19 protein-coding genes and 1 riboswitch are annotated in these 25,082 nt (G+C 51.5%); of the genes, 12 read left to right on the forward strand and 7 right to left on the reverse strand.

Features of this window, described 5'->3' with window-relative positions; genetic code table 11:
- Nucleotides 1-23 precede the first annotated feature (23 nt).
- Both clcA and KU392_RS09685 read right to left on the reverse strand, forming a co-directional pair.
- Nucleotides 24-1,361 carry a H(+)/Cl(-) exchange transporter ClcA gene (clcA, locus tag KU392_RS09680; RefSeq protein ID WP_217735176.1) on the reverse strand — a complete coding sequence of 446 codons (1,338 nt, stop codon included), beginning with the start codon at nt 1,359-1,361 and terminating at the stop codon, nt 24-26.
- A 90-nt stretch (nt 1,362-1,451) separates the two neighbouring features.
- Nucleotides 1,452-2,384, reverse strand: a complete 933-nt coding sequence (locus KU392_RS09685; protein ID WP_169293712.1) for a LysR family transcriptional regulator — start codon at nt 2,382-2,384, stop codon at nt 1,452-1,454.
- 112 nt (nt 2,385-2,496) lie between these two features.
- Here KU392_RS09685 and KU392_RS09690 point away from each other — a divergent pair, with 112 nt between their 5' ends.
- Nucleotides 2,497-4,017 (forward strand): CoA-acylating methylmalonate-semialdehyde dehydrogenase, encoded by a 1,521-nt coding sequence (locus tag KU392_RS09690; protein ID WP_217735177.1) that lies wholly within the window; start codon nt 2,497-2,499, stop codon nt 4,015-4,017.
- An 86-nt stretch (nt 4,018-4,103) separates the two neighbouring features.
- On the opposite strand, the gene KU392_RS09695 is transcribed toward KU392_RS09690, so the two are convergent.
- From KU392_RS09695 to metH, 3 genes are all read right to left on the reverse strand, one after another.
- Entirely contained in the window at nt 4,104-4,742 is a 639-nt protein-coding gene (locus KU392_RS09695; protein ID WP_169293709.1) for a YiaD family glycine zipper/OmpA-like lipoprotein, read from the reverse strand.
- A gap of 286 nt (nt 4,743-5,028) precedes the next feature.
- Nucleotides 5,029-5,826, reverse strand: a complete 798-nt coding sequence (locus KU392_RS09700) for a helix-turn-helix transcriptional regulator (protein WP_169293708.1) — start codon at nt 5,824-5,826, stop codon at nt 5,029-5,031.
- A gap of 8 nt (nt 5,827-5,834) precedes the next feature.
- The gene (gene metH / locus KU392_RS09705; RefSeq protein ID WP_217735178.1) at nt 5,835-9,614 is read right to left on the reverse strand and encodes a methionine synthase; all 3,780 of its coding nucleotides are present in this window, start codon (nt 9,612-9,614) and stop codon (nt 5,835-5,837) included.
- 61 nt (nt 9,615-9,675) lie between these two features.
- Nucleotides 9,676-9,858: riboswitch (cobalamin riboswitch) on the forward strand.
- A gap of 44 nt (nt 9,859-9,902) precedes the next feature.
- Between metH and KU392_RS09710 the strand changes: the two genes are divergently transcribed.
- The gene (locus KU392_RS09710; protein ID WP_169293706.1) at nt 9,903-11,786 is read left to right on the forward strand and encodes a TonB-dependent receptor domain-containing protein; all 1,884 of its coding nucleotides are present in this window, start codon (nt 9,903-9,905) and stop codon (nt 11,784-11,786) included.
- A 75-nt stretch (nt 11,787-11,861) separates the two neighbouring features.
- Nucleotides 11,862-12,740, forward strand: a complete 879-nt coding sequence (locus tag KU392_RS09715) for an ABC transporter substrate-binding protein (RefSeq protein WP_169293705.1) — start codon at nt 11,862-11,864, stop codon at nt 12,738-12,740.
- Here KU392_RS09715 and KU392_RS09720 read toward each other — a convergent pair.
- Nucleotides 12,737-13,699 (reverse strand): NAD(P)/FAD-dependent oxidoreductase, encoded by a 963-nt coding sequence (locus KU392_RS09720; RefSeq protein WP_217735179.1) that lies wholly within the window; start codon nt 13,697-13,699, stop codon nt 12,737-12,739. The genes KU392_RS09715 and KU392_RS09720 overlap by 4 nt on opposite strands.
- A 157-nt stretch (nt 13,700-13,856) precedes the next feature.
- Between KU392_RS09720 and folB the strand changes: the two genes are divergently transcribed.
- The 7 genes from folB (at nt 13,857) to KU392_RS09755 (ending at nt 21,470) form a co-directional block, all read left to right on the forward strand.
- On the forward strand, nt 13,857-14,216 hold the full coding sequence (gene folB / locus KU392_RS09725) for a dihydroneopterin aldolase (protein ID WP_169293703.1): 360 nt from the start codon (nt 13,857-13,859) through the stop codon (nt 14,214-14,216).
- Between the two features lie 2 nt (nt 14,217-14,218).
- The gene (ttcA, locus tag KU392_RS09730; RefSeq protein WP_217735180.1) at nt 14,219-15,166 is read left to right on the forward strand and encodes a tRNA 2-thiocytidine(32) synthetase TtcA; all 948 of its coding nucleotides are present in this window, start codon (nt 14,219-14,221) and stop codon (nt 15,164-15,166) included.
- Nucleotides 15,167-15,179: 13 nt separating this feature from the next.
- The gene (queF, locus tag KU392_RS09735; RefSeq protein ID WP_169293701.1) at nt 15,180-16,010 is read left to right on the forward strand and encodes an NADPH-dependent 7-cyano-7-deazaguanine reductase QueF; all 831 of its coding nucleotides are present in this window, start codon (nt 15,180-15,182) and stop codon (nt 16,008-16,010) included.
- Nucleotides 16,011-16,256: 246 nt separating this feature from the next.
- On the forward strand, nt 16,257-16,427 hold the full coding sequence (locus KU392_RS09740) for a hypothetical protein (protein WP_169293700.1): 171 nt from the start codon (nt 16,257-16,259) through the stop codon (nt 16,425-16,427).
- A gap of 90 nt (nt 16,428-16,517) precedes the next feature.
- A complete protein-coding gene (locus KU392_RS09745; RefSeq protein ID WP_217735181.1) occupies nt 16,518-17,591 on the forward strand; it encodes an HlyD family secretion protein in 1,074 nt (357 codons plus the stop codon).
- A gap of 7 nt (nt 17,592-17,598) precedes the next feature.
- Nucleotides 17,599-20,343: a ribosome-associated ATPase/putative transporter RbbA gene (gene rbbA / locus KU392_RS09750; RefSeq protein WP_217735182.1), complete on the forward strand. Its 2,745-nt coding sequence runs from the start codon at nt 17,599-17,601 to the stop codon at nt 20,341-20,343.
- A 2-nt stretch (nt 20,344-20,345) separates the two neighbouring features.
- A complete protein-coding gene (locus KU392_RS09755) occupies nt 20,346-21,470 on the forward strand; it encodes an ABC transporter permease (protein ID WP_169293697.1) in 1,125 nt (374 codons plus the stop codon).
- 69 nt (nt 21,471-21,539) lie between these two features.
- Here KU392_RS09755 and KU392_RS09760 read toward each other — a convergent pair whose 3' ends face one another.
- Complete coding sequence (locus KU392_RS09760; protein WP_169293696.1) at nt 21,540-22,397, reverse strand: LysR substrate-binding domain-containing protein; 858 nt, start codon at nt 22,395-22,397, stop codon at nt 21,540-21,542.
- Between the two features lie 144 nt (nt 22,398-22,541).
- Here KU392_RS09760 and KU392_RS09765 point away from each other — a divergent pair, with 144 nt between their 5' ends.
- Together KU392_RS09765 and KU392_RS09770 are read left to right on the forward strand one after the other, a co-directional pair.
- Entirely contained in the window at nt 22,542-23,129 is a 588-nt protein-coding gene (locus KU392_RS09765) for a cysteine dioxygenase family protein (protein ID WP_169293695.1), read from the forward strand.
- A gap of 44 nt (nt 23,130-23,173) precedes the next feature.
- Nucleotides 23,174-24,808, forward strand: coding sequence for a rhodanese-like domain-containing protein (locus KU392_RS09770; RefSeq protein ID WP_169293694.1), 1,635 nt, complete (start codon nt 23,174-23,176; stop codon nt 24,806-24,808).
- The last annotated feature ends 274 nt before the right edge of the window (nt 24,809-25,082 follow it).

Consider the following 25,082-nt stretch of genomic DNA (forward strand, 5'->3'; position numbering starts at 1 on the left):
CAACAGCGCTGCAACCAGGCCAATCATGCTTTCTTTTCCAGTCGTAAGGTACGTTCTAGCAGTACTTCATAAATAGGACGCCCCCCCAGGGCATCGGCCACGATATTGGCCATGATGGCTGTCAGTAAAACCGGAATCACCAGTACATAAGAGCCGGTAAGCTCAGCCACCAACACCATACCCACCAGTGGTGCACGTACGGTACCGGCAAATAAACCCGCCATACCGGCTGCGGCAAATGCCACGATTGTGCCAGGCGGCAAGGGCATGAGCAGACTCAACAATTCGGCTAAAAACACACTGCTTGCCGTGGCCAAGGCCAGAATTGGCGCAAAAATACCTGCGGGAGCCCCGGTAGAATAACTGGCGGCCGTACCAAAAAACCGTACCAGAATGACCAATCCCAATAAACCAATCGGCATCGGATTATTGACAATAGCAACCGCCAGGGACTCGCCACCGCCAGTCGCTTCAGGAAAAATCACCAGCATGGGCCCAATGACAAGACCCAGTAAAGCCGGGATTAAATAAGGAGAAAAACGCAAACCAATATGCAAGGACAGATCAAGAGCTGCCAAAACCATACGGTTAAACACCACTCCCATCGCCCCAAATACCACCCCCAACACAACAAACACGGGTAAAAAGGACAGGGGCATGGCCGTTGATGACAAAGCCATAAACGGTGTCGAGCCTGAAATTGCCACAGTGGCAATCGCGCTCACACCGCACGCAATAATGGCGGCGCTATAAGTTCGCCCGCTATGGGGGAAGACATTACGTGCCTCTTCCAGAATAAACAGAACGGATGCCATAGGGGCATTAAAGGCCGCTGTCAAACCGGCAGCCCCACCGGCTCCCCAAAGCGCGCGCGTATCCCTCTGACCAAATGAAAACCACGATCCAAGCGCTTTGGCAATGGAGGCACCCATATGAATGGTTGGGCCTTCACGACCGCCAATCAAACCCGCTCCCAAAGCCAGCGTACCGCCAATGAATTTTACCGGTAACACACGTTGCCACCGTATATTGCGCAGACCTGCCATGGCACCTTCAATTTCCTGCACACCCGAGCCGCTGGCCTCGGGTGCCACAAAACGCACCAACGTCACCGCCAGGCAAAACATGGCAGCCGAAAACAAGGACAGGAAAAGATAAAGCCCTATCCCTTCCAACCCCAAGAATTCAGGCAAATGGCGGGACCAGGCCAGCGAATGATCAATGACCTGATGAAAAAAAGACCCCAGCACACCGGTTAGCAAGCCAACCACCGCAGCAATAAAATAATACAGCCACGCTTTGTTATGGCCATTATCGTCATTATCGTTTGACTCTACTATTGATGTGGGACGATTATTCATACACTTAAACCAACTCAACTGATTGAAATTTTAATTAAACAGCCTTTTCGAATAGCACAATCATACCCGACTTGATTATTGAATTGATATCTAAATAAAGCTTTCATTTTCAAAAGCGACTTTCAGATAACTGACAAACAGCCGGATAATATTGGGCACATGCGGGCTATAGGGGCGAAGGGCGAAAATGCTTTCCCCAAAGACACTGACCGGTTTCCATGGTGACAGGACCGGGACCAAGGTGCCTTTTTTCAGTTCTGCTGCTACCGAAAAATCAGGAATGGCAGCGATCCCCTGATGTGCCAAAAGCAGTTCCCGCAGCGTTTCACTATTATTGGCAGAAAAAGAACCATTAACCGGTACACTAACTCTTTCCCCAACACCTTTCCTGCGCTCAAAATGCCAGGTAGGCCGGGAGCCCGAGCGCAAATAAGTCAGACAGTTATGCTTCTTCAAATCTGACGGATGTGATGGCATGCCATGATTCTGTATATATTCGGGACTTGCCAGAAGCAGGGTTTGGGTTTGACACAAAACCCATGCCACATAGGTTTCGGGAACAGCCGAAGTATGCCTGATGGCCAGATCAAACCCCTCTTGCGCAAGCGTGCTGATATGATCGGACAGCTCGATTTCGATCTTGATTTCAGGGTAAATCCGCATGAAATCAGCCAAACGCGGCACGATCTGCTGACGGGCCAGTGCAACCGGTGCAGTTACCCTGATGACCCCCTTTGGCTGTTCGGCCAATTCCTGGATTTTTTCACAACCGGTTTCTATCTCGGCAAAAGCAGGACGCGTTAAGGCCACCATGGCCTGCCCGGCCTCGGTTAAACGCACGCTACGGGTAGTACGCTGCACCAACATGATGCCCAGCGCTTTTTCAAGCTCCTGGATGCGCTGGCTCATGGCCGCCTTGCTAACGCCCAACCGCTGTGCCGCTGCCGTATAACTGCCCGTATCATCAAGAATGCCAAGCCAGTAAATGTGTGACCAAAGGGGTTCTATTTTTCGGATATCCATTTAGGGATTGTCCAATATTATGAACAATAAATCCAGTTTTCAAGTATTGATCATCACAAGGCTGCTCTCTATACTGCTTTAAAACATCATTTCAAAACAGGAGAACAGCATTATGAATCCAGTCCCGGCTTATGCCTGCAGTGAGGATATTGTCAATTATATTAATGGCGCAAGAACCACACCTTCCCAAACAGAAAAACAGCCAGTCTACAACCCCGCCACGGGTGAAATCACCCGTCATGTGGTGCTATCAGGCGCACAGGAAATCAACGATGCTGTAGCAGCCGCCAAAGCCGCAGCCAAAAGCTGGGCCAATACCCCACCCATCCGCCGGGCTCGCATTATCAACAAATTCCTGGGGCTGATGCAGGCGCATACCGATACTCTGGCCGCCATCATTACCGCCGAGCATGGCAAAGTCTTTACCGATGCCCAGGGCGAAGTGGCCAGAGGCATTGATATTATCGAATTTGCCTGCGGCATTCCCCAATTACTCAAGGGCGATTACACCGATCAGGTATCCACCGACATTGACAACTGGACCATGCGTCAGCCTTTGGGCGTGGTCGCCGGCATTACGCCCTTCAATTTCCCGGTCATGGTTCCCTGCTGGATGTTTCCGATTGCCATCGCTGCAGGCAATACTTTTATTCTCAAACCCAGTGAGCGGGACCCCAGTGCTTCCCTGTTCATGGCCGACCTGTTGAAGCAGGCCGGGCTGCCTGATGGTGTTTTCAACGTGGTGCAAGGAGGCAAACCGGCTGTTGATGCCTTGCTGGAACACCCGGATGTCTCTGCCATCAGTTTTGTTGGTTCTACCCCAATTGCCCACTATATCAGTGAACGCGCTGCCCATTTCGGAAAACGGGTGCAGGCCCTGGGCGGTGCCAAAAACCATCTGATTGTCATGCCCGATGCCAATCTGGAGCTTGCCGTTGACGCTCTGGTAGGTGCCGGTTACGGCTCTGCCGGTGAACGCTGCATGGCCATTTCCGTGGCCTTGCTGGTGGGCGATGTGGGAGATAAACTGATTCCAATGCTGGCAGAACGCACCCGCAACCTGAAAATCATGGACGGCATGAACCTGGAAGCCGAAATGGGCCCCATCGTTACACGCCAGTCACTGGAAAAAATCGAATCCTATATTGAGTCAGGCGTCCAGGAAGGGGCCAGCCTGGTTGTTGATGGCCGCGGTTATACTGTACCAGGACACGAAAACGGCTTTTTCACCGGTGGCACCCTGTTTGACCACGTCACACCCGAGATGCGTATTTACAAAGAGGAAATATTTGGTCCTGTCCTGTCCTGCGTCAGGGTTGCCGATCTGGGTGAGGCGATTGAACTGATCAACAACCATGAATTTGGCAATGGCGTATCGTGCTTTACCAGTGATGGCCATACCGCACGCGAATTTGCCCGCCGCATTCTGGTTGGCATGGTGGGCATTAACGTTCCCATTCCGGTCCCCATGGCCTGGCACGGATTTGGCGGCTGGAAAAGAAGCCTCTTTGGCGATACGCATGCCTACGGCGAAGAAGGCGTACGTTTTTACACCCGCCAAAAATCCATCATGCAGCGCTGGCCTGAAAGCATGAGCAAAGGTGCAGAATTTGCCATGCCAACAGCCAAATAAAAAAGACACAAAAAAGACCCTTGCGCATCATGCAACAAGGGTCTTTTATAAAGCCTGGACAACAACGCCAGCCTTACAAGCGCACGTTAGCGAACGGCATACAAATAAAGCTCTACGCGACGGTTCATGGCACGTCCGCTTGCCGTGCTGTTGCTGGCTATAGGGTCATTGGGACCACGGCCTTCTGCAGTCATATGACTGGCGGGAACCCCTTGGGAAACCAGGTAGTTGACCACACTTGAGGCACGGTTAACAGACAGGGTCTGGTTAAAGGCGGCCGAACCGGTACTGTCGGTATGACCCACGGCTTTCAGACGCAACGAAGGATCTTCAACCATGGATGTGCCCAGTGCATTCAGGACAGGATAAATGGCTGGTTTAAGCGTGGCCTGGCTGATATCGAAAGTGGCACCCTCGGGAATATTGACTTTCAGGCTGCCATCAGGCATTTGGGTAGTTGAAACACCCAATTGCTTGCCACCGGCCTGGTCAACCTTGCCAACAATACGATCCCAGTTATAACCAACAATCGCACCAGTGACCGCACCAATACCAGCACCGATACCGGCCGCTTTAGAACTGTCACCAATCAACGCACCCAGGCCTGCCCCCACTACCGCACCGATACCGCCACCGGCAGCGGTATTACCACCTTGTGTTGCGCAACCGGCCAAAATGGACCCGGCGACCAGAACACCGGCAAGACGAGTTAAACGATAATTCATGTACTTCTCCTATTAGAATCTGTGTTCTTGATGATGAACCACGGCAAGTATGGTCAAAATAATAGATGGTTAAACAAACCATATATTAAATGAAGATGCTTTCCGCTGGAATACTAACATACTACGTCAGACACAAGTACTAGCAAGATCTCCTTTTTTGTGGCCAGAAAACCCAAATCATCAGCTATGCCATTGGTTTAAAATGTTTTTTTATATCATTAAGGATTGACATTTCTTATATTTTAATAACAATCCGCAATGTTTTGTAGAAAATTCAATCGTGTAGTCAATCGGGTCTTACCAATAACATCACCAGCTTATAGTCAAGGTGAGTGGCCAAGCGGAAAGTGATCTGCTCAAACTCCAGATATCCCTTTTCCGGATGCATGAATTCGCGTATTCCCCCTTCACGCTCCACGACCGCCTGTCTTGACCACCAATGCTGGAACAGTTCACTGGAAGCCAGCAACTCTTCAATAATCTGGCTGATATCCTGCTCATCAAGATGAGCCCCAATGTCGGCCCTGAACTCGGCCACCGAGCGGCGTGCCCGCTGCTCCCAATTGACCACCACTTTGGGCGCCTCGGGATTTTGAAAAATGAACCTGAGCAAATTGGGCGCTTGCTGGCGACTGGGCCAATGATTGAAAACCGTGTCCAGTGCCTGATTGAAAAACAGGATATTCCAGCAACGATCAAGGATATAGGCCGGTCCGGTGCAGTTATTGACACAGGCCTGCAAGGAAGAGGGAAGACTCCCATACTGGGACTTGCCATGATCCGGATCGGTCATTTCCGCCAACTCGAACAGGTACGCCCGTTCCGCCTTGTTCATATGCAGGACATCGGCCAAACGGGACCATACCGTACTGGAAACGGACACATCGCGGCCCTGTTCGATCCAGGTATACCAGGTGACGCTAATGTCACATAACTGCGCCACCTCTTCACGACGCAAGCCCGGGGTCCGGCGACGCTGGCCGTGGCTGAGCCCGGCCATTTGGGGGGTTACCCTGGATCGGGCATTGCGCACAAATTCGCCCAACACCTGTTTATGTGCCGATCCCCCTGACTTGATACCCATGGCCCGACTTACCCAAGACTGCTCATTAAAGCCTTGCGAACTTCCTCTTCATCAAGCCCGCTACGCTGAACATAGTCCTGCAACTGGTCCTCTCCGATATTACCGACGTTAAAGTAGGAAGACTGCGGATGGCTCAAATAGAAACCGGAAACACTGGAGGCGGGGTACATGGCCAGGCTTTCGGTAAGCTGCATGCCAATTTCCTCGGGTTGCAGAACATCAAACATGGCCCGTTTGACGGTATGCTCGGGGCAAGCCGGATAGCCCGGTGCCGGGCGAATCCCTTGGTATTTTTCAGCAATCACCGCCTCATTATCAAGCACCTCATCGGGTACATAACCCCACAAATCCTTGCGTACCCGTGCATGCAGGCATTCGGCCAGGCCCTCTGCCAGGCGATCTCCCAGTGCCTTGAGCATAATGCTGGAATAATCATCCATTTCCTGCTCGAAGCGCTTTTCATGGGCTTCGATACCCAGACCGCCGGTAACGGCGAAAAAGCCGATGTAGTCTTTGACGCCACTTTCTTTAGGGGCAATGTAGTCGGCCAGACATTTATTATCCACCCCTTCGCGTTTGGCGGTTTGCTGGCGCAGGTTACGCCAGGTAAACAGGACTTCGCTGCGGGACTCGTCTTTATAAACTTCAATATCTTCGTGATTGACCGTATTGGCCGGATAAAAAGCCACCACGCCGCTGGCCGTCAACCAGCGGCCTTCAATGACTTTTTTCAGCATGGCTTTGCCATCTTCATACAGTTTTCTGGCCTGTTCACCCACCACCTTGTCTTCCAGAATGGCCGGGAACTGACCAAACAATCCCCAGGTCTGGAAAAACGGTGTCCAGTCTATGAATTTTTCTATTTCACTTAAATCATACTGCTTGAACGTACGACGACCAATGAATTTGGGTTTGGGCGGCGTATAGTTGGCCCAGTCAATCTGAGGCTTGGCCTTGCGGGCTTCCTCCAGAGGAATAATCGGCGTGGACTTGCGATTGGCATGCCGCTCACGCACTTTTTCGTACTCCTCGGCCGTTTCACGAATAAAAGCCTCGGCCTGATCGGAAACCAGCTGTGTGGCGACACCAACCGCCCGGCTGGCATCGGCCGTGTAAACAACCGGACCATCATAATGGGGCGCGATCTTGACAGCGGTATGTACCCGGCTGGTGGTGGCACCGCCAATCATGAGGGGAATATTATTCTCGCGAAAATACGGGTCACGCTGCATTTCAGAGGCCACATAAGCCATTTCTTCAAGGCTGGGGGTAATCAAGCCTGACAGGCCAATGATGTCTGCCTTTTCTTCCTTGGCTTTGGCCAAAATCTCGGCACAAGGCACCATCACGCCCATGTTCACGACTTCAAAGTTATTGCACTGCATGACCACGGCCACAATGTTTTTGCCGATATCGTGCACATCGCCTTTTACCGTTGCAATCACCATTTTCCCTTTGGCACGCACATCACCGCCTTGGGCTTCAATCTGCCGCTTTTCTTCTTCAATGTAAGGCACCAAATGAGCCACGGCCTGCTTCATGACCCGGGCCGACTTGACCACCTGGGGCAGAAACATCTTGCCGGCACCAAACAGGTCGCCCACAATATTCATGCCATCCATTAGCGGGCCTTCAATCACCTCGATGGGACGGCCGCCACGCGCGGCAATTTGCTGGCGGATTTCTTCGGTATCTTCAATAATAAACGAAGTAATGCCATGCACCAGGGAATGGGCAAGGCGTTTTTCAACCTCCTGCTCACGCCATGTCAAGTCTTCCTGTTTTTTGGCCCCGCCTTCACCTTTAACGGTTTCAGCAAACTCGACCAACCTTTCAGTCGGCGTGCGCTCATCGGCCGGATCGGTTTTGCCCAAAGGCGGGTCACGGTCAAGGATCACGTCTTCAACCAGATCCTTGATTTTAGGGTCAAGGTCGGCATAAACACCCAGCATGCCGGCATTCACAATCCCCATGGTCAGCCCTTCATTAATGGCGTAATAAAGGAAGACGGTATGAATGGCTTCACGCATGGCTTCATTGCCACGGAACGAAAAACTCACGTTGGAAATACCGCCCGACGTCCGGGCATGCGGCAGGTTCTCATGAATCCACTTGACGGACTCAATAAAATCGACACCATAGTGATTATGCTCATCCAGTCCGGTGGCAACAGCAAAAACATTGGGGTCAAAAATAATGTCTTCAGGCGGGAAATCCACTTCCTCAGTCAGCAAACGATAAGCTTTGCCACAAATCTCCTTGCGCCGTTGCAGGGTATCGGCCTGACCCTGCTCGTCAAAAGCCATCACCACAACAGCTGCACCGTATTTACGGCACAGGCGTGCATGTTCCAGGAACGCTTGCTCGCCTTCTTTCATGGAGATTGAGTTCACCACCGGCTTGCCCTGCACACATTTCAGGCCTTCTTCAATCACTTCCCATTTGGAGCTGTCAATCATGATGGGCACCCGGGCAATATCCGGTTCTGAAGCAATCAGATTCAGGAAGCGGCGCATATTGGCTTTGGAATCCAACATGGCTTCATCCATATTGATGTCAATAATTTGCGCCCCGTTTTCCACCTGCTGACGGGCCACCGAGAGCGCCTCATCGAATTTTTCTTCACGGATCAGGCGCAAAAATGCCTTGCTGCCTGTCACGTTGGTACGCTCGCCAACGTTCACGAACAGGGATTCGTCATCAATATTCAGGGCCTCAAGGCCGGACAGGCGGGTTTTTACCGGCACCTCTGGTACCTCACGGGCCGGCAGGTTCTTGACGCTTTGCACAATGGCCTGGATATGCCCGGGCGTAGTGCCGCAACAACCACCCACCATATTCACAAAACCGGCTTGGGCAAACTCTGCCAGCAAAGAAGATGTGTCTTCAGGGGTTTCATCAAAACCCGTGTCACTCATGGGATTGGGCAGGCCGGCATTGGGATACACACAGGTATAGGTATCACAGATTTTTGACAGCTCGGCCACATAAGGGCGCATGAGGGCTGCCCCCAGCGCACAGTTCAAACCGATGGTAACGGGACGGGCATGGCGGATGGAGTTCCAGAACGCTTCGACGGTTTGCCCCGAAAGAATACGCCCGGAAGCATCGGTGACGGTACCGGAAATCATGACGGGCAGGCGCACACCACGCGCTTCAAAGACGCTTTCCACCGCAAAAATGGCCGCCTTGGCATTCAGGGTGTCGAAAATGGTTTCAATCAGGACAATATCAATATCACCGTCAAGCAGGCCGTTCAATTGCTCGGTGTAGGCCTTGGCCAACTCTTCGAAAGTAATATTGCGTGCCCCTGGATCATTCACATCAGGGGAAATGGAGGCCGTTTTGGGCTGCGGGCCCAGGGCACCGGCCACAAAACGGGGATGTTCGGCCGTGCTGAATTCATCACAGGCCTGGCGCGCCAGTTTGGCCGATTCCAGGTTCAGTTCGTAGGCCAGACCGGCCAGATCATAATCCCCTTGGGCAACCGCTGTGGCGCCAAAGGTATTGGTTTCAATCACATCAGCGCCGGCGGCCAGATATTGGCGATGAATATCCACGATAAGATCGGGGCGCACCAATGACAACAGCTCGTTATTGCCCTTCACATCCTTGCCATGCTCTGCAAAACGTTCACCGCGAAAATCAGACTCGGTGAGTTTATATTGCTGGATCATGGTCCCCATTGCGCCATCTAGGACAAGAATGCGGCCGGAACCCAGCTGGCGTACAAATTCGGCACCCTTTGTATAGGCGGAAAGCGGATATGGAAGTTTAGGATAAGACACGTTGAACCTGAAAATAGAATTGTCGTGGCCCTAGTGTACTAAATATTATGGCTGTGTTACAATATTACCCTTATTGCAAGGTGCTTTCAGCTCATTCGAGCGGTGAAAGTTAAATGGGAAACAGAAAACAGCCGGTCCTTTTCCACACCGTCCTGTTCAGTCTGTGCTGCCCCCGCAACGGTAAGCTGCCCGGTATTCAACTGCCAGCAACAAGCCCGACACCAGCCAAACAATAAACATTCCCTAATTCCTATGTGCGGGGTCGCACATATTGTGAAGGCCATTTATATGTATTTTACGTTCCACCCTCGTGCGCTGGCACTGGCTGCCTGTTTCGCACCTTCGTTGCTTTTTGCCCAAACTCCCTCCACCCCTGCTCCCAATGTCACCACCCTGGACACCATTGTTGCCACCCCTGCCCGCATGGCACAGCCGCTGGATAAGGTCATGGGTGACGTGAGCGTTATTTCCGGTGTCAGCCTGAAAAATGCCGGGGCAGAATCCCTGCCCACCATTTTGGCTCGCCAGCCTGGCATCCAGCTATATAGCCAGGGCGGCCCGCAAACCATCTCAGGAATATTTGTGCGTGGGGCCAGTCCGGCACAATCCCTGGTGCTGGTCAATGGCATGCGCATTAGCGATACCAACAGTGGCAGCACCAACTGGGCAGCCGTAGACCCTTCGACGATTGAACGCATCGAAATTATCCGCGGCCCGGCCAGCAGCCTGTATGGTTCCAGCGCCATGGGGGGTGTGATTAACATTATTACCAAGTCCGACGGGCAAGACCGCCCGTTCAGCGCCTTTGGCAATTTCGGGGTTGGCTCGGACAGCACTTTCAAGACCGGCTTTGGTTTTTCAGGGGCACACAACAACTGGAACTACAGCCTGGCTGCCAGCTATGCCTCCAGCGATGGCTTTAATGCCACCAACCCTGATGCCGGCCCCTATGTTTACAACGCGGACGATGATGGCTACATCCAAACCAGCCTGAGCGGTTCCCTGGGTTATGAATGGAACCCGGGACAGCGGTTCGACCTGACCTTCCTGAATGGTTACAACCATGGTGATTTTGATTCCGGTGAATACTACCAAAATACCTATGACATTACCCGCCAGCAGGCCTATACCCTTGGCAGCACCAATCAAATAACCGACAATTGGGAAAGCATCCTGGCTTTTGGCTACAGTAAAAGCAACCATGACTTACAAACCTCCAATGACGCTTCCGGCCGCACGGAAATAGGTACCATCCAGCGTCAGTACAGCTGGCAAAACAACCTTACGCTAGATCAGAACAACACACTGTCCCTGGTGCTGGAACACCTTGACGAACGCGCAACCGGTTCTTCCCTGTTAAGCCGCCAGCACCGTGACACTAATGCAGCGGCCCTGATCTACCGGAGTGATTTTAACCGTCACCACGTACAGGCCAGTGTCCGCCATGACAATATATCCGGCATTGGCAGTAAAACCACCGGCAGTCTGGCTTATGACTACGATTTAAGCGACTCGCTCAAATTGGGTATGGCGGCCAGCACCGGTTTTCGGGCCCCCACCTTTACCGACCTGTATTATCCATTAAGCTGGGGTTATCAGGGCAACCCCAATCTGAAACCGGAAAAATCCAAAAACATCGAAGCCAGCCTGCGCTATCAGGCAGAAGACACCCAATTAAGCCTGGTGGTGTTCCAGAACAAATTCAGGGACTTGATCAATCCTTATGTGTGCGATGCCCTGTTCAACTGCACTGCTGAAAATACCGACAAAGCCACCATTCGCGGCCTGTCGCTGGAGGCCTCCCACCAGTTTGGCAATACCCTGTTCAGTGCCGGTGCCGACTTCCTGAACCCCAAGGACGACACCAACGGCAAAACCCTGGTCCGCCGGGCCAAACAGGTTTATCGTCTCTCGGTCAGCCATAAACTGGACAATGCCGAACTGGGTGCCAGCTATCAATTTGTTGGCAAGCGCTATGATGACAAGGACAACACCGCCGCCAGAAAACTGGGCAGTTACGGCCTGCTTAACCTGCATGCAAGCTATCAGTTCAACAAAAACCTGCAGGGCCAGGTCTACTGGAATAATGTGACAGACAAAAAATACAATACCGCCTACGGCTACAATAGCCAAGGCTCGAATGTATTTCTAAACCTTGCCTGGCGCATGTAACAGGCCTTCCGTGGTTGTTATGGCTTTTACCAAACCAGTAAGCTGTCTGCAACCAGGAATCTCGGGATCATCAACATGAAGCTTCATCATAAGCTGTTTGCCGGGCTCTGCCTTCTTGCCGGTTCATTGAATGCCTGCCTGCCTGCCCAGGCAGGCACCTTAAGCGCCCCCGTGCACGAAACGGCAAAACGCATTATCAGCCTGTCGCCCCATGCCACGGAACTGATATTTGCGGCCGGGGCAGGCAAACAGCTGATTGGGGTTGCCAAAAGCAGCAACTATCCCCCTGAAGTCAAAAACATGACTAACGTGGGCGACGGCCTGCGTCCAAATGCCGAATTATTGCTAAGCCTGAAACCCGACCTGATTGTGACCTGGTCTTCAGGTGGCCTGCCCGTGACAGGACTCAAACAGACTGAACGCATGGTGCCGATACTGTCTCTTCAACCAATAAAACTGGCGGATATTACGGCAGACCTGTTACAAATTGCCGGGCTGACCGGAACGCTGGAACAAACCCGCCACCAGGCCCATGAGCTGGAAGCCATCATCCAACAAACCCGCGATGAGTACAGCGCCCGTACCCCGGTACCCGTTTTCATTTTTCTGGGCAATTCCCCGCTATACACGCTGGGGGGTGGCCCTATCCAGAATGAAATGTTGCAGTTATGTGGTGCCTACAATATTTTTAACGACCTGAACAGCCCTTCGCCTATTGTCAGCCTGGAAAGCATTATGCAACGCCAACCCAAACTGATACTGGCTGGCGCTTCACATGAAAAAACAGCCGACGAAATACGGGACTTTTTCAATGACAAAGGGTTTTCATTTGCCCGTCAGGCAATCGTTACCCAACATCCGGATATTTTATTTCGTCCGACAGATCGCCTGATTCGTGCCCTGCCCGGACTTTGCCAGGCCATCGACCAGGCCCGCTCCCGTCTGCAGCCCTAACTCACCAGTTCAAGCCCTTCCTGTTCCAGCCTGTACTGGATGGCCTTGGCCGCCACCACCCCATCAGCCATGGAGGTGATAATGCAGGGATGGTGCCGGTTGGCGACTTCACCAATGGCATACACCCCGGACACATTGGTTTCTGCAGTATGCACATGGGTGTTGACATAGCCTTTTTCACTGCACGAAAGACCCAGGCTTTCCAGGCCATTGAGCTGAGCCTGCCAGCCATAAAAAACCATCACCACATCATACCTGTGTCCGTTAACGGTTCGGGTCAGCGGATCAAACACATACTCACCGGTATGAATCCGCTTTCGTGACAGGGATTCAAACCATTGTCTTTGCGCCCGGATATGACGGGCATAAATATCCACCGACAAAGCTCCTCTTTTTTGTGCAAAAATGGCGTTTTCAAAAGCGTTATCACCGCCTCCCAAGACGGCCACCCGCTTGTTGGCAAACTCATAGTTGGAAATGTGCCTGCCAGGCCCCACCAGGACATGGTCATATTTTTGATTGGCCAGCTCTTGCGGAAAGCGGGAGGTAACGCCACTGGCCACCACCACAAAACGCGACACCAGGGAATGCCCGTCAAAGAACACGCGAAACAGTCTTGGACAGACCGGCTTATCGTGCTTGCCCTCCTTTTTGAGCAAGGCATTAATCTGATCAGGGGCATCAATGATCTCTACCCTGTCGACCCGCATTTTCAAAAGCACAGGGACCCTGGCGCCATCCAGACTGCGCTTGATCTGCACCGCCACTTCTTCGCCGGTCAGGCCAGGAGCGGTGACATTCCAGGCATCCTCAAAGGGGTTATGCGCCGTCAGCCCCCCAACCTGTTCAGAGGCATCAAGAATTAACGGAGAAAAGCCCAAATGGGCAAGCCAGACAGCACATGAAGCACCTGCCGGGCCTGCACCAATCACAATCGCATCATAAACAACCGGTTGCATGCAGCCAAATCCTTTTTTCCATGAAAAATCAATGATTTTCTTTACCTTGAAAACCTTATTGCAGCCTCTTCAAATGAGATAACCACTACAATTAAGCCCTTGATAAATTGCAAAGAAAACGCTTTCTTCTTTGTCTCTACATATTAACCTTAATTCTATGTCAACTCGTCGTATATTCTTCTCCCGTCTTGCCCTTGATGCCCGCATTGGCATTCTTGAACATGAGCTGCGTGCCACCCAGCCCCTGCATATTGATGCAGAAATAGACATTCATGTACCCAGACAACTGAATGACAACGATATCAGCAGTGTTCTTGACTATCGCAAGCTGCGGGAAGCCATTATTGAAGAATGTACCCGTGCCCACGTGCACCTGGTGGAGTCACTGGGCGAAATGATTGCCAATCGTTTGCTGAAAGATTTCCCCGAGGTTCAAAAAGTCAGGCTCAGGATCAGCAAACCCATGGCTTTCGCCGATTGTGATGCGGTTGGCATTGAAGTTGTTACTGGACGATAAACATGAGTAACGAGCATCGTAGCGCTGCGGCCGAAAAAATCCGCATTGAAAACAATAAGCTGAGCAAACGTGTTATCCGTGAAGCCGGTACCGCTATTGTTGATTACAACATGATTGAAGATGGCGACAAAGTCATGGTTTGCCTTTCAGGAGGCAAAGACTCATACGGCATGCTGGATATTCTCATGACCTTGCAAAAGCGCGCACCGGTCAAGTTCGACATTGTGGCCGTCAACCTGGACCAGAAACAGCCCGGCTTTCCCGAACATATTTTGCCCGAATACCTGACAAAGATAGGTGTTCCCTTTCATATTGAAAATCAGGATACCTATTCCATCGTCAAACGTCTTATTCCTGAAGGAAAAACAACCTGCTCACTTTGTTCACGCCTGCGGCGCGGTATTTTATATCGTGTTGCCGATGAACTGGGTGCAACAAAAATTGCCTTGGGTCACCATCGGGACGATATTCTGGCCACCTTCTTCCTGAACCTGTTTTATGCGGCAAAACTTAAAACCATGCCCCCCAAACTGGTGTCAGACGATGGCAGGCATACGGTTATCAGGCCACTTGCCTATATTGCGGAAAAAGACCTGATTGCCTATGCCGAGATGAAGCAATTCCCCATCATTCCATGTAATCTGTGCGGTTCCCAGGAAAACCTGAAACGCCAGGAAATCAACCGGATGATCCGTGCCTGGGAAAAAGAAAGCCCCAAAAAAGTATGGAATATCTTCAAATCCCTGTCTGCGGTGGCACCCTCGCATTTAATGGACCGCCAGCTGTTTGATTTTGTTGGTCTCAAGCCAAGCGGACTGGCCGATGAAAACGGCGACAAGGCCTTTGATGCGGAAATTTTCCCGGATCTTGAGCCCGCAACCGAATTGCCTGATGACCCAATCCAGTCGGTCTCGCGCCATAAAACCATTTTCATGCAACCTCAATCTTAATTGTTCGCCTGCCATGATCAACCGTGAACTTAATCAGGCCCCTTTGGGAAAAGAAACGCAATACCCGGATCAATACGATCCGTCCCTCCTTTTCCCCATTGCCCGCACCATTGGCCGATCTCAACTGTCCTTGCAGCCACACCCTGCCTGGTACGGGGCCGACATCTGGAATGCCTATGAGCTTTCCTGGCTTAATCCAAAGGGCAAGCCGCAGGTGGCCATGGCCCGCTTCAGTTTTGATGCGGCCGCCCCCAACATCATTGAATCAAAATCTTTTAAACTTTATTTGAATTCATTCAACCAGACCCGGCTGAACACAAGCGAAAACCTGTTGGCCTGCCTGCAGACAGACTTGTCCGTGGCCAGCGGAGCACCGGTTTCAATCCAGCTTATCGAGCCCACCGATTTTTCTCAACAAACCATAGAAAACCTGGACGGGATACTAATTGACGAACTGGATGTCACTCCCGAAAAATATGAACCCGATGCCAGCCTGTTGCAATGCGATACCGACACCATCGTGCATGAAACCCTGGTTTCCAACCTGCTGAAATCCAACTGCCCTGTTACCCGGCAGCCCGACTGGGGCAGTCTGCAAATCAGTTATGAAGGTCCTGCCATCAACCATGCCAGCCTGCTGGAATACATTATTTCTTACCGCAATCATGACGGTTTTCATGAACAATGTGTGGAACAGATTTTCTGCGACATCATGAAACACTGCCAACCCGCCAAACTGTTTGTTTATGCACGCTATACCCGTCGGGGCGGGCTGGATATCAACCCCTGGCGCAGCACATCACCCATCCATGACCTCCCTCCCTCCCGCCAGGCCCGCCAATAAAAAACAGTAAGTACGCTGGCCAAATGGCTGGCGTATCTCGGTCACGCTGTTCTTTGACTTGCCAGCTTGCCTCTGCGCCAAAGTCTGCGCAAACCGATATTTACTTTTTGTTTCTTTTTAGCCTTGAAATTTTTTTTAATAATTGCCAGATGGGCATTTGATATACTTAAGGGATAAAAATGGGGTCGGGCAGTGATCAACAGCTGACCACAGCCCCCATAACGGTCATTCAAAATAGGATTCACCATGGATTTCAGTGATGTACCTTTACACCTTGTTTTTGTCATCGGCATTATTATCGTTTTTATCGGTATCGGACTGAAAGACCATAATCCCGGCATTGTGGTCATGGGACTGGGGCTGATTATCATGATTTTCGTTATCCTTCGGAAAGCCATCGAAGTTTTCGGTTATTAAAGCAAAGCGCATAAATCACCTGTCATCATACTTCCGGGCCTGTCTGGTTTTATAGTGGCAACCCGGGTTTTCCTGCCATCAGAGTACCACATGAGCGCATCAAACAAAAAACCGTTCCTCCTCATCATCATTATCCTGGCTGCCATTGCGATTGGTGTCTATTACTGGAAACAGGCCGAGTCCAACAACCAGCTCGATGGTTTTATCAGCAGCAATGGCCGCATAGAAGCCACCGAACTGGATATTTCCAGCAAGCTTGCCGGACGCATCCAGGACATACTTGTCAATGAAGGTGACTTTATCAAGGCAGATCAACCCCTTGCCCATATGCAAATAGATGTCCTGAAAGCCCAGCTTGAACAGGCACAGGCAGAACACCAGCAGGCACTGAATAATGTCAATATCGCCAAGGTCCAGGTCGATGCCCGAGAAAGCGAATTGCTTGCCAGTCAGGCACTCATGGCACAGCGGGAAAGCGAATTTACCCTGGCCAAACAACGCCTGAGCAGAACCGAAACCCTGGCTGCCCGTGGTGCCACCCCCAAACAAACCCTTGACGATGACCGTGCCGCTGCTCGCAGTACCGAAGCCGGTCTGAATGCCGCCAAAGCCCAGGTCAATGCGGCACAGGCCGCTATCAAGGCAGCCAAAGCACAGGTAAGCGGGGCAGAATCAGCCGTTATTGCGGCAGAAGCGGCCATCAAGCGCATTCAGGCCGATATTGATGACAGCATCCTGAAATCCCCGCGCGACGGACGCGTTCAATTTCGTATTGCCCAGCCGGGTGAAGTGGTTGGTGGCGGTGGCAAAATCCTGAATGTCATCGACCTTAACGATGTCTACATGACCTTCTTCCTGCCTGAAACCGTGGCTGGCCGCATTGCCCTGGATACTGATGTGCATATTGTCCTGGATGCGGCATCCGAATATGTCATACCAGCCAAGGTTTCTTTTGTTGCCAGCTCGGCCCAATTCACGCCCAAAACCGTTGAAACGGCCAGTGAGCGCCAAAAACTCATGTTCCGTGTCAAGGCGCGCATTTCACCCGAGCTGCTGCAAAAGCATCTTGAACAGGTCAAGACCGGCCTGCCAGGTATGGCTTGGATAAAGCTTGACGCCAACAAGGAATGGCCAGAGCACTTAACTATCAAGCTGCCGGAGTAAACCCGTCATGAACGCACCGGTCGCCAGACTGCAATCGGTCAGCCTGCGTTATGGCAAAAAGCTGGCCCTGGACAATATCTGCCTGGATATCCCCGCAGGCATCATGGTGGGACTGATTGGCCCCGATGGAGTGGGCAAATCCAGTCTTTTATCCCTGATTGCCGGTGCCCGCGCCATTCAGTCAGGCCGTGTTGAGGTATTACAGGGCAGCATGGCCGAAGCGGCACACCGCACCCAAGTCTGTCCCCATATCGCCTACATGCCGCAGGGACTGGGCAAAAACCTCTATCCCACCCTTTCCATTGAAGAAAACCTGCAGTTTTTCGCCCGCCTGTTCGGTCACAATGAGCAAGAACGACGCAGGCGAATTGATGACCTTACCCGCAGCACCGGCCTGTATCCGTTTTTATCCCGGCCGGCCGGCAAACTTTCCGGAGGCATGAAACAAAAACTGGGTTTATGCTGTGCGCTCATTCACGACCCCAATTTATTGATTCTTGACGAGCCCACGACCGGTGTGGACCCACTTGCCCGCAAACAATTCTGGGACCTCATCAATCGCATCCGGCAAAACCGGCCGCAAATGAGTGTGATTGTTGCCACCGCCTATATGGAAGAGGCCGATCGCTTCGACTGGCTGATTGCCATGGACGATGGCAAGGTACTGGCCACCGGTACGCCCCATGAATTGCATGAAAAAACCGACTCCCGTTCTCTTGAGCAAGCTTTCATCAAACTGCTTCCCGAAGAAAAACGGGCCGAACATCATGACATCGTCATTCCACCCTTCAATAATGACAATGCGAATATTGCCATTGAAGCGCAAGACTTAACCATGCGCTTTGGCGATTTTGTGGCGGTTGACCATGTCAATTTCCGCATCAGGCAGGGTGAAATTTTTGGCTTCCTGGGTTCCAACGGCTGTGGCAAGTCAACCACCATGAAAATGCTCACCGGCCTGCTTGAGGCCTCTGAAGGCAAGGCATGGCTGTTTGGACAAGAAGTCAACCCCAAGGATATCGACACCCGACGTCGGGTCGGCTATATGTCGCAGGCATTTTCCCTTTACACGGAACTCACGGTAAAACAAAACCTGGTGTTGCATGCCCGCTTGTTCAAGGTTCCCGAGGCACAAATCCCGGCACGTGTTGAGGCCATGATTCAGCGCTTTGATCTGGGCGATGCCATTGATGCACTGCCAGACAACCTGCCCATGGGGGTACGTCAGCGCCTGTCGCTGGCCGTTGCTGTGGTTCACGGCCCCGAATTATTGATCCTTGATGAACCTACCTCGGGCGTGGATCCCGTTGCACGGGACCTTTTCTGGCAACTCATGATAGACCTGGCCCGCAAGGACGGGGTCACTATTTTTATTTCCACCCACTTCATGAATGAGGCCGAACGATGCGACCGGATCTCTTTCATGCATGCGGGCAAGGTTCTGGTTAGCGGTACACCGGCAGAACTGGTGCGCCAACGCGGCACCCAGACGCTGGAAGACGCATTTATTGCTTACCTGGAAGATGCGGTTCGTGAGACCGAAACAGGCAAAAGCCCGTCCCCTGCACCAGAACCCGAAACACCGGCCCAGACCACCAACCCGGAACCAACCAGAACAAATGGCTTCAGTTTTTCAAGGGCCTTCAGCTATACCCTGCTGGAAACCCTTCAGTTGCAACGTGATCCCGTGCGCAGAACCCTTGCCCTGCTTGGTACTGCCATCCTCATGTTCATTATGGGTTATGGCATCAGCATGGATGTCGAGGATCTGACCTTTGCCGTCCTGGACCGTGACCAAACCACCCTAAGCCAAAACTATACGTTGAACCTGGCAGGTTCTCGTTACTTCATTGAAAAGCCGCCCATCAAGGACTATGCCGATCTTGACCGGCGCATGCGCAGTAACGAAGTGGTGCTGGCCCTGGAAATTCCACCTGGTTTCGCCCGTGATCTCAAACAGGGGAAAAACGTACAGATTGGCGCCTGGATAGATGGCGCCAATCCGCAGCGGGCGGAAACCGTTCAAGGTTATGTGCTTGGCATGCATCAGGGCTGGTTGTCTACCATGGCTACCGAGCGACTGGGCATCGACCCCGCCAGTACAGTACCGGCCTCCATCCAAACCCGTTTCCGCTATAACCCCGATGTAAAAAGCCTGCCTGCCATGGTACCGGCCGTTATTCCCCTCTTGCTGCTCATGATTCCGGCCATGCTTTCCGCCCTCTCGGTGGTAAGAGAAAAAGAACTGGGATCAATTATCAATCTTTACGTAACACCCGTTACCCGCAGTGAATTCCTGCTGGGCAAACAGGTTCCTTACATTATTCTGGGCATGATGAACTTCCTGCTCATGGCTTTTCTGGCCATTACTGTTTTCGATGTCCCCATCAAGGGTAATTTCCTGGCGCTTTTGCTGGCCGCTTTCCTGTATGTCCTGTTCGCAACCGGCGTGGGCCTGTTTGCCTCCACATTCACGAAAAGCCAGATTGCCGCCATGTTCTTCACCATGGTCGGCACCTTACTGCCTGCCATCCAGTTTTCGGGACTGCTGAATCCGGTTTCTGCCCTGGAAGGGTTTGCCGCATTCATTGGCAACATTTTCCCAACCACCTATTTTCTCATGATCAGCCGGGGGATCTTTAACAAGGCACTCGGCTTCCAGGATCTGATCACGTATTACTGGCCCATGCTGGCCGGTGCCATCGTGATTCTACTGCTGTCCATTATCTTGCTAAAGAAACAGGACACCTGAGCATGGCCAATTTTAAAAATATTTATCGGCTGGGTATCAAGGAGTTCTGGAGTCTCATCAGAGACCCGATCATGCTATTCCTGATTATCTACACCTTTACCGTTTCAGTTTACACCGCAGCCACAGCCATGCCGGAAACCCTGCATGGTGCACCGATAGCCATTGTTGATGAGGACCGCTCCCCCTTGTCTGGCCGCATTGTCAGTGCCTTTTTCCCGCCGCGGTTTACGCACCCAGAAATGATCTCCATCAATGAAATGGACTCTGGCATGGATGAAGGCCGGTTTACCTTCGCCCTTAATATCCCCCCTGATTTCCAAAAAGACGTGCTGGCCGGTAAACAACCGGAAATCCAGTTGAATGTGGATGCCACCCGAATGTCACAAGCCTTTACCGGGAGCAGTTATATCCAGCAAATTGTCAACAGCGAAGTCAACGAATTTGTCCAAGGCTATAAAGCCACTGAAACTCCCATGGTTGATTTGGCCATACGGATGCGTTTTAATCCAACGCTTGAGCGCTCCTGGTTTGGTTCTTTAATGGAAATCATCAACAGCATCACCATGCTTTCCATCATCCTGACCGGTGCCGCACTTATCCGTGAACGTGAACATGGCACCATCGAACACCTTCTGGTCATGCCTGTGACACCAGCCGAAATCATGCTCTCCAAAATCTGGTCAATGGGCCTGGTTGTACTGGTCGCATCCGCCTTTTCACTTCAGATCGTTGTCCAGGACTGGCTCAGCGTCCCCATTGAGGGCTCAATCCTGCTGTTTCTTGCCGGTGCCTCCCTGCACCTGTTTGCCACCACCTCAATGGGCATATTCATGGCCACACTCTCTCGCAATATGCCGCAGTTCGGGCTATTAATGGTGCTGGTACTGCTGCCCTTACAAATGCTTTCAGGTGCCAGTACACCCCGGGAAAGCATGCCGCAGTTTGTCCAGGACATCATGCTACTGGCGCCTACCACGCACTTTGTCTCACTGGGTCAGGCCATTCTTTATCGTGGTGCAGACTTTCAGGTCGTATGGCCCCAATTCCTGTCATTGTTTATTATTGGTCTGGTCCTGTTCCTGTTCTCGCTTAACCATTTCCGGAAAATGCTTAGCCAAATGTCCTGAAGTTATCTTGCCCTTGACCTGATGACGGTGGCAGATGACTTGTTCAGACCCGCCACAACGCGACCGGACTCAGACTGTATTTTCAAACTGGGTCCGCAACATTTCAAAAATATGCAAAACCAATGGATTGATCGTGTCTTTGCGCGTCAACAAACGGTACGTCACCAAAGGTAATGCCGGCAAACCCTCCGACTCGGCCAAAACCCTCATATCAGGCCCCAGAAACTCGACACTGCGGGCCGTTACACCCAACCCGGCCCGAACAGCCGCCTTGATCCCCGCCAAAGAGGGGGCCAGATAGTTAATACGCCATTGCGTCTGGCTTTGCGCAAGTGCAGTTAATGCAAGTCGCCGGAAAATACTGGGTTCATCCGCCAGAATCAAAGGCAAAGTAGCGCCCCGGCTAAAAGGAAAATCCGCCGCGCATATCCACACCGTTGGAGAGGTACGCACCACAAAACTGCTCAATCCCGGTGCATCGCGTGTGGAAATGGTCATGTCTATATCACCGGAGGCCAGCAAGTCCATCAAGGCGGGACTGCGGTCAACCTGGATATCCAGCTTCACTTTAGGTGCATGACGCGCTATATGGGTAAGCACGATTGGCAAAATCGTATCCGCCACATCAAAGGTCGCGCCAAAACGGATATGCCCTTCCACTTGCTGCTGCCCCAGTGTGCGCAAGACCTCATCATTGATCGCCAGTAAACGCCGCGCATACATGGCCAGTTGTTTGCCTTGAGCCGTCAGTTCCCGGTGCCTGCCCCGTTTCTCAAATAACGGATACCCGATCTGGGATTCCAGTCTTTGCATTTGCTGGCTGATGGCCGATTGTGTCTTGAACAATACGGCTGCCGCACCGGAAAATGTATTAGTTTTTTCGACAGTAACCAGCGTGCGCAATAAACCCAGATCCAGGTTATTCATAGGGAATAGTAATATGAAAAATCATTAATAAAAGAAAATACAGGATTGTATCCATTAGGATAGCTAATATATTAACCAAGAATTTTAATTAGTCAATGTACGGGGAAATTACTATACTTTATAAAAATCACAGGAGAACCGCTCATGAACAACAACAATGGCAAACAAAATGCCATCAACGCTTTTATCACACTGGCCAAACAGCAAACAACACCGGAACCCAATCGTCAAGGCCTGGAATCCGTGCGTGAAGGCCTGATCAAACTGGCCGCCCATAAAGACTGGTGGTCAGAAGCAGACTATCCCGCACCCGAAGGCGAAGAGTTGCAAGCCCGCTATTTAATTCATTCAGAACCTGACAACAGCTTTGCCCTGTATCTAAATGTGATGAAGCCTGGCAAAAAAATCGTGCCGCATAACCATACAACGTGGGCCTGTATTGCTGCCGTAGAAGGCACCGAAAGCAACTATTTGTACGACCGTACCGATGATGGCAGCATTAGCGGAAAAGCAACGCTCGTTCAAACTGCCATTAAAAGCATAGGTCCCGGTGAAGGAATCGCCTTAATGCCTGACGACATTCATGCCGTTCGCATTGAAGACAGCCAGATCCGCCACCTGCATATGTATGGCAAGGCACTGGAAACACTTACCGAAAGACTGGCCTTTGATGTGGAAAACAATACCTGCAAAATCATGGATATCGGTGTCAAAACCCGTCAGGGCAACTGAACCCGACAGCTCCATTCACGTCCAGCCTCACCGCTATTTAAACAATGAAAACAATCGATGCCAAACTGCTGAAAAGCTGGATTCATGATGAACATGAAATCGCCGTACTGGATATCCGTGAACACGGCCAATACGGCGAGAACCACCTTTTCTTTGCTGTTTCTTTACCCTATAGTGTGCTTGAACTTCGCGTCGGGAGACTTGTCCCTCGTAAAAACACGCGTATTGTTATTTACGCAGACCATACCGGTGAAGCAGTCGTGAAGGCTGCTGCCAGGGCTTTACAACGACTGGGCTATACGCATGTTCATATCCTGCAAGGAGGCATCCAGGCTTGGCAAGCAGCTGGATACGCCACCTTTGCCGGGGTCAATTTACCCAGTAAAACGTTTGGAGAACTGGCAGAACACATTTACCAAACGCCGCATATCAGCGCCAGGCAATTGCATGAACGGATACAATCCGCACCGGCAAGCCTGGTAATCCTGGATGGCCGACCCATACCGGAATACCGGAAAATGAACATACCGGGATCCATCTGCTGTCCTAACGGAGAGCTTGCCCTGCGCGCCCGTCAAATCGCCCCTGATCCCTCAACAACCATCATCATCAATTGTGCGGGGCGTACACGCAGCATTATCGGTGCCCAGACCCTGATCAATCTTGGCATTCCCAACCCCATTTATGCACTTGAAAACGGCACCCAGGGGTGGTATTTGTCAGGCTATGAACTGGAGCACCAGTCAAACAGGCTTTATCCGGAAAAAATCAACCCGGAATTACTTGCCGAAGCCAGACAAAGCGCACATCATCTGATCCAACAATTCGAGCTACAAAGCATTTCATGCCAGCAATTAAAAATCTGGCAAGAAGAAACAAATCGCACAACATACCTGTTTGATGTGCGTACCGCCCAGGAATTTGAGGAAAGCCGGTTATCATCCGCTATACGGCATGCCCCAGGAGGGCAGTTGATTCAGGCAACCGACGAATATATTGGCGTCAGGAAGGCCCGCATCGTTTTAGCCGATTTTGACCAGGTCAGGGCACCTGTTATCGCCAGCTGGCTCAAACAGCTGGGCTGGGAGGTCTATCTATTGCCAGAAACCGATAAATTGGCAACATTAGCGGTACCAATGGATGAAGCCCTTGCCTTGGTACATCCCCAAACACTTTCTCCCCAGGAAACCATTAACTTCATCAAACAGTATCCTCAAGCAAGTATCCTGGACAGCAGATCCAGTATGCAGTTCCGTTCTGTTCATTTAAAGCAAGCGCAGTGGGTCATTCGTCCCACCTTGTTCAAACATGTTCCGCTTGATAAACAAACGCCTGTCCTGTTACTGGGTACGGGCGATGATATAACGGCATTATTGGCCACTGATATGGTCAATGCAGGGTATCAGAATATTCAGCAGACAATATTTGACCCTTCTGTTTTTGAGGTGGCTGGCCTAAGCCTGGAAAAACAAAGCAACAACCCACCCGATGCGGAATGTATTGATTTCCTGTTTTTTGTACATGACAGACATCACGGCAACAAAGAGGCTGCCAGAAAATATCTGGAATGGGAAACCAATCTTGTATTGCAAATTGATGAAGAAGAAAGAGATACTTTTCGTTTATTATCATTGCCAGCAAACAGCAAACAGCAAACCTTCAAAGTTACGGTGGGGTAAACCACCCCGTCAGGCTTTGCCTGCCACCCCTCCACAATTTTTATGCCTGCCATTAGCGCCTTCCTCCTCGTTCCCATGCTCCGTGGTAACGCATGGGCCTATCCTTTGACGCGCTCCATGGCAGCAAAGCGGCCCACGAATCGAGCGGGCAATAAAAAAACCCCTTCAGTAGTGCTGAAGGGGTTTTTCGTAATAAAGAGCCTGACGATGACCTACTTTCACGGATGTCCATCCACTATCATCGGCGCGAAGGCGTTTCACTGTCCTGTTCGGG

Source organism: Advenella alkanexedens (assembly GCF_019132845.1).
Lineage (GTDB): Bacteria > Pseudomonadota > Gammaproteobacteria > Burkholderiales > Burkholderiaceae_B > Advenella > Advenella alkanexedens.

Bases quoted from the DNA above. Each gene is read 5' to 3' on its own strand.
- ttcA (WP_217735180.1), top strand. From the start codon at position 14,219: ATGAGTAACGAGCATCGTAGCGCTGCGGCCGAAAAAATCCGCATTGAA.
- KU392_RS09740 (WP_169293700.1), top strand. From the start codon at position 16,257: ATGGATTTCAGTGATGTACCTTTACACCTTGTTTTTGTCATCGGCATT.
- KU392_RS09715 (WP_169293705.1), top strand. From the start codon at position 11,862: ATGAAGCTTCATCATAAGCTGTTTGCCGGGCTCTGCCTTCTTGCCGGT.
- KU392_RS09695 (WP_169293709.1), bottom strand. From the start codon at position 4,742: ATGAATTATCGTTTAACTCGTCTTGCCGGTGTTCTGGTCGCCGGGTCC.
- KU392_RS09770 (WP_169293694.1), top strand. From the start codon at position 23,174: ATGAAAACAATCGATGCCAAACTGCTGAAAAGCTGGATTCATGATGAA.
- KU392_RS09765 (WP_169293695.1), top strand. From the start codon at position 22,542: ATGAACAACAACAATGGCAAACAAAATGCCATCAACGCTTTTATCACA.
- KU392_RS09720 (WP_217735179.1), bottom strand. From the start codon at position 13,699: ATGCAACCGGTTGTTTATGATGCGATTGTGATTGGTGCAGGCCCGGCA.
- folB (WP_169293703.1), top strand. From the start codon at position 13,857: ATGTCAACTCGTCGTATATTCTTCTCCCGTCTTGCCCTTGATGCCCGC.
- KU392_RS09690 (WP_217735177.1), top strand. From the start codon at position 2,497: ATGAATCCAGTCCCGGCTTATGCCTGCAGTGAGGATATTGTCAATTAT.
- KU392_RS09760 (WP_169293696.1), bottom strand. From the start codon at position 22,397: ATGAATAACCTGGATCTGGGTTTATTGCGCACGCTGGTTACTGTCGAA.
- rbbA (WP_217735182.1), top strand. From the start codon at position 17,599: ATGAACGCACCGGTCGCCAGACTGCAATCGGTCAGCCTGCGTTATGGC.
- KU392_RS09755 (WP_169293697.1), top strand. From the start codon at position 20,346: ATGGCCAATTTTAAAAATATTTATCGGCTGGGTATCAAGGAGTTCTGG.
- queF (WP_169293701.1), top strand. From the start codon at position 15,180: ATGATCAACCGTGAACTTAATCAGGCCCCTTTGGGAAAAGAAACGCAA.
- clcA (WP_217735176.1), bottom strand. From the start codon at position 1,361: ATGAATAATCGTCCCACATCAATAGTAGAGTCAAACGATAATGACGAT.
- KU392_RS09700 (WP_169293708.1), bottom strand. From the start codon at position 5,826: ATGGGTATCAAGTCAGGGGGATCGGCACATAAACAGGTGTTGGGCGAA.
- KU392_RS09745 (WP_217735181.1), top strand. From the start codon at position 16,518: ATGAGCGCATCAAACAAAAAACCGTTCCTCCTCATCATCATTATCCTG.
- KU392_RS09685 (WP_169293712.1), bottom strand. From the start codon at position 2,384: ATGGATATCCGAAAAATAGAACCCCTTTGGTCACACATTTACTGGCTT.
- KU392_RS09710 (WP_169293706.1), top strand. From the start codon at position 9,903: ATGTATTTTACGTTCCACCCTCGTGCGCTGGCACTGGCTGCCTGTTTC.